The organism is Terriglobia bacterium (assembly GCA_020072815.1).
In the GTDB taxonomy this organism is placed as follows: Bacteria; Acidobacteriota; Terriglobia; order Terriglobales; family Acidobacteriaceae; genus Angelobacter.
In genome coordinates this window covers 89,120-102,364 of record JAIQGE010000002.1, presented here as the reverse complement: position 1 = coordinate 102,364, position 13,245 = coordinate 89,120, and the positions used below count along the sequence as shown (strand labels likewise).

12 protein-coding genes are annotated in these 13,245 nt (G+C 60.1%); 9 read left to right on the top strand and 3 right to left on the bottom strand.

The annotated features are described in order from the left end of the window. Positions 1-72 precede the first annotated feature (72 nt). Both LAO20_04335 and cax read left to right on the top strand, forming a co-directional pair. Positions 73-921, top strand: a complete 849-nt coding sequence (locus LAO20_04335; GenBank protein MBZ5530638.1) for a 3-hydroxybutyryl-CoA dehydrogenase — start codon at positions 73-75, stop codon at positions 919-921. A 420-nt stretch (positions 922-1,341) separates the two neighbouring features. Continuing rightward, entirely contained in the window at positions 1,342-2,499 is a 1,158-nt protein-coding gene (gene cax / locus LAO20_04330) for a calcium/proton exchanger (protein ID MBZ5530637.1), read from the top strand. Between the two features lie 76 nt (positions 2,500-2,575). Here cax and LAO20_04325 read toward each other — a convergent pair whose 3' ends face one another. Then, a complete protein-coding gene (locus LAO20_04325) occupies positions 2,576-3,748 on the bottom strand; it encodes a glycosyltransferase family 2 protein (GenBank protein MBZ5530636.1) in 1,173 nt (390 codons plus the stop codon). Positions 3,749-4,257: 509 nt separating this feature from the next. Further along, positions 4,258-5,232, bottom strand: a complete 975-nt coding sequence (locus LAO20_04320; GenBank protein MBZ5530635.1) for a response regulator — start codon at positions 5,230-5,232, stop codon at positions 4,258-4,260. Positions 5,233-5,627: 395 nt separating this feature from the next. On the opposite strand from LAO20_04320, the gene LAO20_04315 reads away from it, so the two are divergent. The 7 genes from LAO20_04315 to LAO20_04285 all read left to right on the top strand — a co-directional run bounded on the left by LAO20_04315 (position 5,628) and on the right by LAO20_04285 (position 11,863). Beyond that, positions 5,628-6,269 carry a hypothetical protein gene (locus tag LAO20_04315; GenBank protein MBZ5530634.1) on the top strand — a complete coding sequence of 214 codons (642 nt, stop codon included), beginning with the start codon at positions 5,628-5,630 and terminating at the stop codon, positions 6,267-6,269. A gap of 12 nt (positions 6,270-6,281) precedes the next feature. Next, entirely contained in the window at positions 6,282-6,866 is a 585-nt protein-coding gene (locus LAO20_04310) for a TraR/DksA C4-type zinc finger protein (GenBank protein MBZ5530633.1), read from the top strand. A 197-nt stretch (positions 6,867-7,063) separates the two neighbouring features. Next, positions 7,064-7,660: a hypothetical protein gene (locus LAO20_04305; protein ID MBZ5530632.1), complete on the top strand. Its 597-nt coding sequence runs from the start codon at positions 7,064-7,066 to the stop codon at positions 7,658-7,660. Between the two features lie 275 nt (positions 7,661-7,935). Further along, positions 7,936-8,457 (top strand): bifunctional pyr operon transcriptional regulator/uracil phosphoribosyltransferase PyrR, encoded by a 522-nt coding sequence (gene pyrR / locus LAO20_04300; GenBank protein MBZ5530631.1) that lies wholly within the window; start codon positions 7,936-7,938, stop codon positions 8,455-8,457. A gap of 5 nt (positions 8,458-8,462) precedes the next feature. After that, positions 8,463-9,368: an aspartate carbamoyltransferase catalytic subunit gene (locus tag LAO20_04295; GenBank protein ID MBZ5530630.1), complete on the top strand. Its 906-nt coding sequence runs from the start codon at positions 8,463-8,465 to the stop codon at positions 9,366-9,368. A 124-nt stretch (positions 9,369-9,492) separates the two neighbouring features. Then, complete coding sequence (locus LAO20_04290) at positions 9,493-10,785, top strand: dihydroorotase (protein MBZ5530629.1); 1,293 nt, start codon at positions 9,493-9,495, stop codon at positions 10,783-10,785. A gap of 19 nt (positions 10,786-10,804) precedes the next feature. After that, positions 10,805-11,863 carry an energy transducer TonB gene (locus tag LAO20_04285; protein ID MBZ5530628.1) on the top strand — a complete coding sequence of 353 codons (1,059 nt, stop codon included), beginning with the start codon at positions 10,805-10,807 and terminating at the stop codon, positions 11,861-11,863. A 52-nt stretch (positions 11,864-11,915) separates the two neighbouring features. On the opposite strand, the gene LAO20_04280 is transcribed toward LAO20_04285, so the two are convergent. Continuing rightward, positions 11,916-13,133, bottom strand: coding sequence for a glycine C-acetyltransferase (locus tag LAO20_04280; GenBank protein ID MBZ5530627.1), 1,218 nt, complete (start codon positions 13,131-13,133; stop codon positions 11,916-11,918). Positions 13,134-13,245 lie beyond the last annotated feature (112 nt).

Below are 13,245 nucleotides of genomic sequence, written 5' to 3'. Positions count from 1 at the left end.
GACCCTTGCCCTTCTGCTAAACTCATCCGTTTCGGAAAAAACGGGTTTTGATACAAGGGAGACACGGCCATCATGGACATCAAAACAGTAGGCGTTGTAGGCGCGGGGACCATGGGCAACGGCATTGCCCACGTGCTGGTCAAGTCCGGATACAACGTGGTGCTGGTGGAAGCCGCGCAGTCGGCGCTGGACCGCGGCATCCAAACGATCAGCAAAAATCTGGAGCGCGAGGTCAGCAAGAACAAGATCACCGCGCAGGACCGCGAGCAGGCGCTGAAGCGCATTGAAGCCGTGATGGAACGCCGCGCCCTGGCCAAATGCGACTTTGTAGTTGAAGCTGCGTTTGAGAAGTTCGAGGTCAAGCAGGAAATCTTCGCCGACCTGGACAAGTACTGCCGGCCGGAGGTGGTGCTGGCGTCGAACACGTCGTCTATTTCCATCACCAAGATTGCCGCGCAGACCAAGCGCGCCGACAAAGTGATTGGCATGCACTTCTTCAATCCGGTGCCGGTGATGAAGCTGGTGGAGGTGATCCGCGGGCTGGCCACGTCCGACGCAACGTTTGCCGCCACGCGCGATCTGGCCTTGAAGCTGGAGAAGACGCCGGTGGAGGTGAACGACGCGCCGGGTTTCGTATCCAATCGCGTGCTGATGCCGCTGATCAATGAAGCCATCTACGCCGTGATGGAAGGCGTGGCCACGCCGGAAGCCGTGGACGAAGTCTTCAAACTGGGCATGGCCCATCCCATGGGTCCGCTCACGCTGGCGGACTTCATCGGACTGGACGTTTGCCTGGACATCATGCGCGTGCTGCAAAACGGGCTGGGCGATCCGAAGTATCGTCCGTGCCCGCTGCTGATCAAGATGGTGGACGCCGGCTGGCTGGGCAGGAAGAGTGGAAGAGGGTTTTACAAGTATTAAGGGATATCGAGGCGGCAACGCGTGTGCCTTCTGACGCACCCATGCGGGCGATTTGACACAGCTTCGTCGCAGGCCACCGTGTATCTTATTGATAATAAACAATTTGCATTATGGCGCAAGGCTTGCTCTTTCTCCTGGCATGTCGCACAAGGAGGACATGACGATGAAGGACGCAATCCCCGCCGACAACACCGCGGAACCGAAGTACTTCCTGATGTGGGTTGGACTGTGGATCGCCGCGCTGGCGGTCCTGCTGCCGCTGCTGGCGCGTCCGTAAGGTTCGCGACGACGGGCGACGACTGGCGGAATGCTTCGCTGCCGCTGCCGACTTCGTCTTCGACAGCGTCAACATCGCCGCACAAAGGCATCGTCATCGCACACCAGGGTTCGGCCATCAACAATGTCCGCTACAATTCCCGGATGGCGAATGCAACCCCGGCAAACTCCAAGCCCGCAAACGAGAGTTTTCTAACCAAGTTCTGGCACAAGTCCCCGCTGCGCTCCACGTACACCTGGCTCAACGTGCTACTGCTGTTTGTTCCCGCAGCCATCGCGCTTGATCTGATGCACGCGCCGCCGCTGGTAATCTTTATTGCCGCTGCACTGGGCATCGCGCCGCTGGCCGGCGTTCTGGGCGAATCCACTTCTGTGCTGGCTGCGTATTCGGGGCCTGCGGTGGGCGGGCTGCTCAGCGCCACCATGGGCAACGCCACGGAGCTGATCATCGCCATCTTTGCCCTGCACGCCGGACACATCAACGTGGTCAAGGCGTCGCTTTCCGGAAGCATCATGGGCAATCTGCTGCTGGTCCTGGGACTGAGCCTGCTGGCCGGCGGCGCCAAGCATGAAGTCCAGCGCTTTTCGCGCAATGCTCCGTGCATGAACGGCACCATGCTGATGATCGCCGTGGCCGCGCTAGTGATGCCCGCGGTCTTCAACCTGACGGTGTACGGCAACCTGGAACACGGCAGCCCGCAGCTGGAGCGCTTGAGTTTATGGACCAGCGGCGTGCTGATTCTGCTGTACCTGGCCAACATGTTTTTCGTCTTTCGCACGCACCGCAATGCGCTGCTGGCCAGCGCCGGCGCCGGTCACGTCCAGGACGCCAAGCCGGAAATCAGCAAGGGCCGCGCCCTGACCGCACTGCTGCTGGCCACGGTGATGATTGCAGCGCTGAGCGAAATTCTGGTCGGTCAGATTGGCGCGGTCACTCACGCGCTGGGCATGACGGAGTTGTTCGTCGGCGTGATTGTGGTGGCGCTGGTGGGCAACGCCGCGGAAAACTCCGCTGCCATCCTCATGGCGCGCCGCAACAAGATGGACTTGGCGCTCTCGCTGGCCACGGGGTCCAGCACGCAGATTGCGCTGTTTGTGGCGCCCATCCTGGTGTTTTTGTCCGTGGCCATGGGCCAGCCCATGAGCCTGGTCTTCAACGGATTTGAAATTGCCGGCATTTTTCTTTCGGTGATGATCGTCTCCATGATCGCGTCCGACGGCGAGACCAACTGGTTTGAAGGCGCGCAGCTCCTCGCGGTGTACGCGATCGTGGCCGTGGCGTTTTACTTTGTGCCGGAATGAAAAGGAATTGCCAGAATTGACAAATGCACGCCGCAAACTGAACGTGTTTGGGGATCTGGCGCGAACCAGCCAATGGTTAGCCGACGCTGGGTTTCGCGCCGGCGGCAAACTCCGCTTTCACCTTGGCTCGCAGGAGATAAAGCAGCAGCGCTCCGGCGATGACGAATCCTGTTCCGCCGCGCAGGTAGTCGCCGCGAAAGAAGTTGAACAGATCGCCCAACACTTGCGTGATGATAATGATGACCGCGAGCCAGTATCCCCAGAGTTTGCGACGAAACCAGCCTGCTCCGGCCGCGGCCAGCGCCGCGCTCAGCAGCAGGAAGCCCACGCCGATCCATCTGCCCAGCGGCGCAAGTTGGCGATAGGCTTCGTGGTTCAACCTCCACATTTTGTCCAGCGGAGTTCCCGGCCAGGCCAGCGTACTTCCGGCAAGCGCAGCCATGGTGGCGCCGAAGAACAGAAAGACGCCCACGGCGGTGAGCCCGCGAGGCGGCGCAGAAGATTGCTCGCTTTCTGCCCGGTACCTGCCGCTCATCGCGTACCAGCGTACGCGCAGCGCATCCAGCCCCATGCGCATCCCGTCACGCAGAGGATGGATTTTCGACCGTTCATCGTGCCCCCAGGCCACCGGCACTTCGGCCACTTTGAGTTTCATGCGATGGGCCAGATAGAGAATCTCCGGATCAAATCCCCAGCGGGTGACGAGCTGCAGGGGAAAGATCATGTACGCGGCGCGGCGGGTGAAGGCCTTGAAGCCGCATTGCGTGTCGCGATAAGGGAACCACAGCACCACACGCAGGAACAGGTTATACATCCGCGACAGCGCCTGCCGCTTGAGCGATTGCCTCTGGAATTGCAGCGAAGGATCGAGCCAGCGCGAGCCGATGGCCACGTCCGCGCCTGCTGCGAGCGCCGCAAACAGCTTGGCCGCTTCCGTGATGGGCGACGACAGATCGGCGTCCGTAAACAGCAGCACCTGGCCGCGCGCGTTCATCATGCCGTTGCGAACGGCGTAGCCTTTGCCCTGGTTGCCGGGATTCTGGACCACGCGGACTTCCGGGTTCTCCGCGGCAAAGCGGTTAACGATTTGCAGAGTGTCGTCGCGCGAGCCGTCGTCCACCACGATGACCTCGGCGTTCCAGCTCTGCTGGCGCAGGTGTTCGACGATTTTTTTTAGACTGGCGCCGATGCGCGCGCTTTCGTTGTACGCAGGCACCACGATGCTGAATTGGGGTTGAGTAGGAGTCAGAGAGGTAACTATACCAAAGCTCGCGGGATCGCCAACTTTATCGGGGAGAACGCATCACAGACAGGCACGCGTCAAGGACATCACAATTTTTCAGCACAAATTGGTTTGAATCCAACTGCAACCTCCGGGTATGTCATGCTGAAGGCCGCTCGAGACGAGCGGAGCGAGTCGAGAGCAAGTCGAAGTTGAGGCGTGTTGGCGGCGTCTGAGCCGCCAGCCGAAATCCCGAGCGCAGCCGAGGGGCCTTGCTGCATCTCGAGGATGCTTATCTTCCGCGAGGCAGCTTCAGAGCATTTTCACCATGAACTTTTTACTCTTCAGGTTTGGAACGAAGTGCTTCGTGAAAACGCCCTGGGACGGCATGGTCGGGGGCAGATTCTCGGGGTCCTTCGACTACGCGCCGCCACGCTGCGCAGCGTCGCTTCGCTCAGGATGACAAAGCTAGGGGTACGTCGTAAATATGCAGCAACAACAACGGGGAATCCCGAATGAAAGATGCGCGCAAAGACTTACGCTGCCTGCTCCTTCTTTCTCAGCATGGCAAAAAATTCCGGTACCAGGACCGGGTCCCAAAGGCCGCTGGCCGCGCCTTCGGTCATGGTCTGTTCGGCTTCTTCGTGGGTGAGCGCCGGTTTGTAAGGGCGGGCGGTGCGCAGAGCGTCGTAGACGTCCACCACCTGCAGCACGCGCGCCAGCAACGGGATTTCATATTCTTTGAGTTTGTCCGGGTAGCCGGTGCCGTCCCAGTGCTCATGATGATGGCGGATGATGGGCAGCACGCTGCGGAACGACCGCAGCGGCGCGCAGATGGCTTCACCGATCACCGGATGCTGCCGCACGATGTCCCATTCTTCCGCAGTCAGGCAGGTGTGTTTCTTGAGGATCTCATCGGGGATGGCGACTTTGCCCAGGTCATGCAGATAGCCGCCGCGTTTGAGGGCCAGCACGCTGTCGGCGTCCAGGCCGATGTGTTCTCCCAGGTCGGAAGCGTATTTCGCCAGGCGCTCGCAGTGGTTGCCGGTGTAGGGGTCGCGCGATTCCACGCCCAGGGCCAGCGCCACCAGGACGGACTCGGCGTTCTCCAGCTCGTCAGTAAACTCTTTGAGTTTGAGCAGGGACTTGACGCGCGCGAACAGCTCTTCCGGATACAGCGGCTTGCTGAGGAACTCGTCGGCGCCGGCTTCTATGCCGCGCACGCGATCGTCGCGGTCAGTAAGCCCGGTGATCATCACCACGGGAATCAGCCGGGTGATGGGATCTTCTTTCAGTTCGCGGCAAAGGTCCAAGCCGGATTTGCCGGGCATCACCACGTCCAGCAGGATCAGGTCCGGTTTTTCCGAATGGACCAGTTCCTTGGCTTGGTCGGCTTCTTCGGCGGTGATGACTTGGTAGTCTTTGCCGGCCAGCAGTTCCTGCAGCAGGAGAAGAGTGTCCAGCTTGTCGTCCACCACCAGGATTTTTGGCTTGCGCGGCTTCAGCGACATATACTCCAGCCGCGTTTGTTCCGGGAGGTGGGCCATCACCACTTGAGAAGACGCAGCCACGTCCTGGGTTGCATCGCGCAACGCGTGCTCCGGATGCTGGTCGTGATGATTCTTCACATGCACAGATGTTTAGATACGGCTGGCTGTCAAAATGTTCGGTGGTGGATGCCAGTCGCTGGAAAATCTTGGGGTTAGTTCTATGGTAGGCAATCTCGGGGCAAATTCAAAGCCGCTTCTTTAAGACTTGCTATTAATGCTATTCGCCATCGATTTTGCTGAATAATCTATGCACATTCAGGCGGTAATCTTAACGAATATCCAGGGCGCTGGGAGCCGGCATTCGCCGACCTTAATAAAGGCAGTTTATCTTGAAGCCCTATAATTGCAGGATTCCTATGCCGATTGCGTTCCGTGGCGGATTGTTGGTTACGGCCCTCTGTGCGCTCAGCGCCTTGGCCGCGCCGCGCCCGCATGTGGTCGCTTTCGGAGCATGGCGTTCGGTGGAAATCGCGTCAGAGTCCGGGCCGCCGCGGGAGGTGAAAGTCCGCGCGCTGATCATGGACGGACGCATGCGCGAGTTCGCTACCGGGCCGCTGCATGACGTCACCGACCGCGTCTTCGTGGTGCGCCGGGCGTTTCGCGTGAACGATTCTCTCCCCAGCGACGCGAAGAAACCGCAATGGGTCTGGCGTCTGGGCGGATGGCTGAGCGTGGACCGCGCCACCGGGCGCGTGGTCCAGTTGAACCTTCCGGCTTTTGATACGGAGGTTTCGGAAGCTAGCTGGTATCGTGATTACGCGGCGTACTGTGGCGCGTCCGACGACGGCGGCAAGCGGTACATGGTGATCGCGCAAATCGGTTCGCGCAAGCCGGTCCTGAAGAAAGAATTTTCCGGCGAAGCCTGCGCCGCTCCAGCCTGGGAACGAAAACCCGCTCGCGTGACCTTTACCAACGGAACGGAGAAGACCAGTTTTGCCGTGCATGCGCGCAGCGCGGAGTTGCAACCGGACGCCGGAGACGAAGAAGGCCCGGAATAGAGAAGATCCGCAATGAAAACACTCGACGAATACCTGCAAGACGCTGCTGTCGCGCACGGCCATCTTTGCGCCGGCCAGGTGCTGGGCGTCCGCCTGGCCATGTTCGGGCTGCGGCAGATTGGCCTGGAAGACCCCCAGGGCAAGGACCGCAAACGCATCGTCACCTTTGTGGAGATTGACCGCTGCGCCACCGACGCGGTGATGGTGGTGACCGGATGCCGCCTGGGCAAGCGAGCACTCAAGTTTCGCGACTGGGGCAAAATGGCCGCGACCTTCGTGGACGTGGAGACCGGCAAGGCCGTCCGCGTGGCCGCGCGCGAGTCGTCGAAAGCGCTGGCCAGGAGCATGCATCCGGAAATCGCCGACAAGAACCAGCAGCAGATGCTGGCCTACCGCGAAATGTCGGACGATCAGATGTTCCACGCCGAAGCGGTGCGGGTGGAGCTTCCGGCGGAGGAGTTTCCCGGCTACAAGGGGGAACGCATCGTCTGCTCGCAGTGCGGGGAAGGCATCAACTTTCGCCGCGAGGTCCGCCGCCAAGACAAGATTCTGTGCCGCGCCTGTGCCGGGGAGAGCTACTACCAGCCGTTGGGCTAAGAGCGGCGGGCCAAAGCGCCGACCGGTCACCAAGATTTGCGAACAAAAGAGTTGTGAGAAAAAGATTTGTGAGAACTTTTTCGGGGCCAGTGCGTATGTATAAACAGGAGCCCGTCCGCTCGGAAGCCCCTGACGTCCGGGGGCAGCCAGCTGCGCGCGGCGGCTTGGGATTGAAGAAGATTGGATTGGAGAATTCAATGATGCGCGATCTTCGTTTGCGACATGCACTCACCGGCTTTCTTGCTCTGGTCTTGGTCACAGGCTGCTCCGTCAGCGCCCACAAAGACAACTCTTCCCAGGGAGAACCGACCAAAGACGTTGATATCCGCACGCCATTCGGCTCGATCAAAGTGCACAAGGGCAGCATGAGCGCCAAGGACGCCGGCTTCGCGGACTATCCCGGCGCGCAGCTCAAGAAGGGCATGGACAAGGAGGAGACGGATAGCGCCAACGTAAATATCTCCAGCTCGCTTTTTGGCGTGAAGGTGGTGGTGCTGAAGTTTGAGTCCAGTGATCCTCCGGAGAAAGTCGTGGATTTCTACCGCAAAGACATGGCGCGCTACGGCAAGGTGCTGGATTGCACCGGCAAGATTTCCATGAATTTCCGGCGCCATGATAGTGACGCCCCGGTCAGTTGCGACGACGGCGGCGGCTCCGGCGATCATTACAAGCAGGAATTGAAAGTCGGCACGGAGAACAACCAGCGCGTGATGGCGGTAAAGCCCAGCGGCAACGGATCAGAGTTCGCCCTGGTGTACGTCCGCGCCCGCGGCGAAGACAGTGACACCATGTAAGCGCTTCCCAGCTTGAAGACCGAGCAAGTTTGCTGAGGCCCCGGCGTTTTTTGTTCCGGGGCTTTTTCTTCAGTGAAAAAACATTACGTTGCCGGCAGCGTTGCGTGCGCCTGTTCTGAATCGGACACTTTTTGTGTTTTGTTCGCCATAGCACCTTCTTTTTGCGAAAAAAAGCCTCTTGTTTGTCGCCACATGCCCGCTTCAGATATCATGCGGTGGACATGACCGCCGGAACTTCAACCCGTCTGCCTAACCTGCGCGAAAAAGGGCGCATTATGTCCGCCTCAGAAATTGAGCGCACCCTGGTCCGCCTGGCCCATGAGATCGTGGAAAAAAACAACGGCGTCCAGGACCTGACGCTGATCGGCATCAAGCGGCGCGGCGTGCCTCTGGCCGCGCGCCTGGGCAAGCTCATTGAGCAGATTGAAAAAAAGCCGGCGGGGATTGGGACGCTGGACATCACGCTGTATCGCGATGACCTCTCCACCGTGGGACACAGCCCGGTGATCCAGAAGACGCCGCTGGGCGTGGAGATTGGCGGCAAGAACGTGATCCTGGTGGACGACGTGCTGTACACCGGACGCACCATCCGCGCCGCCATGGACGCGCTGTTTGACCACGGGCGTCCGCGCCGCGTGCAGCTCTGCGTGCTGATTGACCGCGGCCATCGCGAGCTGCCCATTGAAGCGGCCTTTGTCGGCCGCACCGTGCAAACCAGCGATAAGGAAATCATCGAAGTGCGGCTGACCGAAATTGATAAGGAAGAACAGGTCATGCTGGTGGAGCGTACGGCATAGCCGGCATGGCACGCACCTGCTCCCTTCTCGGACTGGAACACCTCGCAGCGGACGACATCACAAGATTTCTCAAGCTGGCGCGAAAGATGCATTCGCGCCGTCCCCAGCCTCTGCTGCGGGGCAAGCGCATTGCGCTTCTTTTTTATGAAGCCTCCACGCGCACGCGCGTTTCGTTTGAATTCGCCGCCAAGCTGCTGGGCACGCATACTTCCGTCATTAACGCCGAGTCCTCCAGCATCAAGAAAGGCGAGTCGCTGGTGGACACCGGCAAGACCTTGCAGGCGCTGGGCGCCGATTGCATCGTGGTGCGGCATCCATCGTCAGGCGCGCCGAACGTGCTGGCGCGGAACCTGCACATTCCCATCATCAACGCCGGTGACGGCATGCATGAGCATCCTTCGCAAGGACTGCTGGACGCCTACACCATGCTGCGCCACAAGAAGGCATTGAAAGGCCTGAAGGTGGCGATGATCGGCGATATCCAGCACAGCCGCGTGGTCCGTTCCAACGTGCATCTGCTCTCCAAATTTGGCGCGCAGGTGGTGTTGTGTGGCCCGCCGGAGCTGCTGCCGGAGACTGCCGTCTCCCTTGCTCCCGAAATAAAGATCAGCCGCCACGTGGAAGAAGCTGTCCGCAAAGCCGACGTGGTCATGATGCTGCGCATGCAAAAGGAGCGGCTCGCCGGGTTGAAGCTCAACGCCGCACGCTACGTGGCGCAGTACCAGCTCACGCCGGAACGCCTGAAGCTGGCCAAGCCTGACGCCATCGTCATGCATCCCGGACCGATGGTCCGCGGGATGGAGATCCAAAGCGAAGTCGCCGACGGACCGCAATCGGTGATCGAAGAACAAGTGCAGAACGGTGTGTACGTGAGAATGGCGATCCTGAGCATCTGCCTGGGGGTAGCGTGAACAAGCAACTAGCGATTAGCAACTGGCAATTAGCCAGAGCTTCACACAGAACCTCGCGAGATTTGGTTTTGCCAATTGCTAATTGCCATTTGCTAGCTGCTCCCTCTGCGGCTAAAGGTTTTTCATGAGGCCTGAGAGTCTCACAATTCGTGGCGGTTTAGTCATTGACCCTTCGCAGAAGCTCGAAGGCAAGTATGATCTTTTGCTCAAGGACGGCCGCGTCGCCGAGATTGCCCAGGCAGGCAAGCTGCGGGGCAAGGGCGACGAGAACCTTGACGCCCGCGGCATGATCGTCTGCCCCGGATTCATTGACATTCACGTCCACTTGCGCGAGCCCGGCCAGACGCACAAAGAGACCATCGCCAGCGGAACCCTGGCGGCCGCTGCGGGCGGGTTTGCGTCCGTCTGCTGCATGCCGAACACTTCGCCGGTGAATGACAACGCTGACGTCACCCGCTGGATTCTCGATCCGGCGCGAAACCCGCACGTCAACCTCTTTCCCATCGCCGCCGCAACGCTGGGCAGCAAGGGCCAGCAGATGACCGACTTTGCCGCGCTGCGCAAGGCCGGCGCCGTGGCCGTGACCGATGACGGCAAACCAATTCTGAATGAAGCCATTATGCGCCAGGCGTTTCTGGGCGCGGGGAAGCTGGGGATCCCAGTGATCCAGCACGCGGAAGACACGCGCATGACGGACGGCGCAATGATGAACTCCGGCCCAACAGCTTTTCGCCTGGGCCTGCGTGGCTGGCCCAGCGAAGCCGAGAGCGGCCTGGTGGAACGCGATTGTCGCCTGGCGGCGGAAACCAAAGCGCATTACCACGTCGCCCATCTTTCCACCGCGGGCGCGCTCAAGGCCGTGCGCCGCGCCAAGCGCGACCGCCATAACGTTACCTGCGAGGTCACTCCGCACCACTTTGCGCTGGTGGATGAAAACGTGGGCGACTACAACACCAACTTCAAGATGAACCCGCCGTTGCGCTCGCACGCTGACCGCGAGGCCCTACTGGTTGGGCTGGCCGACGGCTCAGTGGATTGCATCGCCACCGACCACGCGCCGCACTCCTTCGACGAAAAAAACCAGGAGTTTGACCGCGCGCCCTTCGGCATCACCGGCCTGGAGACGGCGCTGGGCCTGTGCATCGCGATCCTGGGCGTCAAGCACAAGCTGCCGCTGCGCCGCATTGTGGAGTTGCTTTCGACGAATCCCGCGCGCGTCATGGGTTTGCAGTTGCGCGGCTCCCTGGCCCGCGGCGCCCACGCTGATGTCACCATCTTCGACGCCGCCAAAAAGTGGACCTACCACGCGGCTGCGTCGCACTCCAAGTCAAAGAACTCTCCGTTCGACGGCTGGCAGTTGCAGGGGAAAGTTGTCGCGATGGTGGTGGGTGGAGTGGTGAAGTTCCGCTCGAATTGACATGCACAAGAAGGGTCGAATGATTGCGATTGCCGTTTTGCTTTTCGGTGTGGCCCTGACGCCAGGGCAAAGCCAAATCGGTGCGAACACTCCTGAGCCTGCGGTCGCGAAATCGTCTGCAGTGGCGCAGGCCAGTGCTGAGGTCACACCGGTCCCAAAGGACCCGGCTGAAATCCTGCGATTGGCGACCACGACGAACGGTGTGGACGTTCCTTCAGCCACGCCCTGGCACGTCAAGCTCGCTTATGATCGATTTGACGACGATGGTGACAACGTGGAAAGCGGGGCCTATGAGGAATTCTACGCTGGCGCCAAAAGATACAAGCGAATTCACACCGGAGACAAGCTAAACCAGACAGATGTCGCCAACGACTCAGGGCTCTATCGCAGCGGCGACCAGCGCTGGATTGGGTACAGATTGGAGAGCGAAGCGTTACGACCTCTGTATCGTGCAAATTCCGCACATCGCAATACACGTCTCGACAAAATTGATTGGCAGATCGGGGCCAACAAGCTCCCGTGCGTGATCATCCGCCGGACTGACATGATCATCTCCGACAACGGCCTGCCTAAGTTTTGCTTTGACCCTGGCACCCTTAGGCTTCGTTATACCCGCGGACGGGGGTGGGACGAAACTACCTATAACTCTTTCGTTCTGTTCCAGGGCCGTGAGGTGGCCCGCGATATTACCGTCACGCACGGAGGAAAGGCCTCCACCAAAATTCATATTGAGCTGCTGGAAACAATTGCGAATCCTGAGGAATCTCTGTTCGCGCCGCCACCAGGGAGCACCGGCCCTCTCGGTGGGCGGATTGTCATACCCTCCGACGTGCTGATGGACGAGTACCTCATCTCCGAGGGGCGACTGCTTCCCCCAGCGCATGCGAATGGCAAGCTCAATGTAAAGTTCGTCGTGGGGAAAGACGGGCGCGTGATCCAAGCTGAAGTACTAGATGGCCCCAAGGAGCTTCATAAGGCCGTGCTTGACGCGATGCGAGGCTACACTTTCCGACCATACTTGATCCTCGATCAGCCGGCTGAGGTGGAGAGCAGCATGTCGTTCGAGTTCCGTCGTTAGGCTTGAATCTCTTTCTGAAATCCCGAGCGTAGCGAGGGACAATAAGCAAGGCTTACGAGATAATCCCCATCCTCGTCCCCACCTTCTTCAGCACCTCCAGCGCTTTGGTCAGCTGGTCTTTGGTGTGCGTAGCGGTCATGATGGTCCGCAGGCGGGCTTTGCCTTCCGCCACGGTGGGGAACGCAATGCCGGGAACGAACACGCCTTCGTTGAACAGTTCGCGGCTGAAGTCCATTGCCAGTTTGCCTTCGCCCACGATGACCGGCGTGATGGGCGTCTCGCTGGCCGGAGTGTTCCCGCCGCCGATGTTGAAGCCCAGCAGTCCCAGTTCTTTCTTGAAGAAACGGGTGTTGGCCCAAAGTTTGTCCATCAACTCGGGCTCGCTCTCCAGCACGTCGAACGCCGCGATGCAAGTGGCGGCCACTGACGGCGGGTGCGAAGTGGAAAACAAGAACGGCCGCGCGCGGTGATAAAGAAAATCAATCAGGTCTTTCGATCCGCAGACGTAGCCGCCCAGCGCGCCGATGGCCTTGGAGAGCGTCCCCACCTGCACGTCCACGCGCCCGTGCACGCCGAAGTGGTCCACCGTGCCGCGCCCGTTGCGGCCCAGCACGCCGGAGGAGTGCGCGTCATCAATCATCATGATGGCGCCGTATTTGTCCGCCAGGTCGCACAGCGCGGGCAGCGGGCCAATGTCGCCGTCCATGGAAAAGACGCCGTCGGTGATGATCAGCTTGTGGCCGGGTTCGCCGGCAACTTCCTTGAGCAGCTCTTCCGCATGCGCGACATCTTTGTGGCGGAAGACCTTGATCTTGGCGCGGGAGAGGCGCGCGCCGTCAATGATGCTGGCGTGATTCAGCGCGTCAGAAATGATGAAATCGTCAGGGCCCAGGATGGCCGAAACCGTGCCCGCGTTGGCGGCAAAGCCGGACTGAAAGACCACGCAGGCTTCGGTGCCTTTGAAGCGAGCGATCTTCTCTTCCAGTTCCATGTGGATGCTCATGGTGCCGCTCACCGTCCGCACTGCGCCCGAACCCACGCCGAACTTTTTGATGGCCGCCAGCGCCGCTTCGCGCAGCTTGGGATGCGTGGTCAGGCCCAGATAATTGTTTGACGCCAGGTTGATGACGTGCTTGCCGTCCACCGTGCACTCCGGCGCTTGCGCGTCTTCCAGAACGCGCAGCTTGAAGTGCGTGCCCTTCTGCTTGAGCTCGTTCATCTGGTCGGCGAGATACGACAATTGTGGACGGGAGGATGTTGTGGTCGGCATACTCGACTCCATTCGATCTTGATCAGTTGCGATGAGCAGTCAGCACTCAGCAATCAGCATTCAGCCCTGAAACATCCCCGCGCGGCCAAACAAACACCTTTGAAACACAGAG

Coding starts and splice junctions, on each gene's coding strand:
- cax (MBZ5530637.1), top strand. CDS start 1,342: ATGGCGAATGCAACCCCGGCAAACTCCAAGCCCGCAAACGAGAGTTTT.
- LAO20_04335 (MBZ5530638.1), top strand. CDS start 73: ATGGACATCAAAACAGTAGGCGTTGTAGGCGCGGGGACCATGGGCAAC.
- LAO20_04290 (MBZ5530629.1), top strand. CDS start 9,493: ATGAGGCCTGAGAGTCTCACAATTCGTGGCGGTTTAGTCATTGACCCT.
- pyrR (MBZ5530631.1), top strand. CDS start 7,936: ATGTCCGCCTCAGAAATTGAGCGCACCCTGGTCCGCCTGGCCCATGAG.
- LAO20_04305 (MBZ5530632.1), top strand. CDS start 7,064: ATGATGCGCGATCTTCGTTTGCGACATGCACTCACCGGCTTTCTTGCT.
- LAO20_04295 (MBZ5530630.1), top strand. CDS start 8,463: ATGGCACGCACCTGCTCCCTTCTCGGACTGGAACACCTCGCAGCGGAC.
- LAO20_04310 (MBZ5530633.1), top strand. CDS start 6,282: ATGAAAACACTCGACGAATACCTGCAAGACGCTGCTGTCGCGCACGGC.
- LAO20_04280 (MBZ5530627.1), bottom strand. CDS start 13,133: ATGCCGACCACAACATCCTCCCGTCCACAATTGTCGTATCTCGCCGAC.
- LAO20_04315 (MBZ5530634.1), top strand. CDS start 5,628: ATGCCGATTGCGTTCCGTGGCGGATTGTTGGTTACGGCCCTCTGTGCG.
- LAO20_04320 (MBZ5530635.1), bottom strand. CDS start 5,232: ATGTCGCTGAAGCCGCGCAAGCCAAAAATCCTGGTGGTGGACGACAAG.
- LAO20_04285 (MBZ5530628.1), top strand. CDS start 10,805: ATGATTGCGATTGCCGTTTTGCTTTTCGGTGTGGCCCTGACGCCAGGG.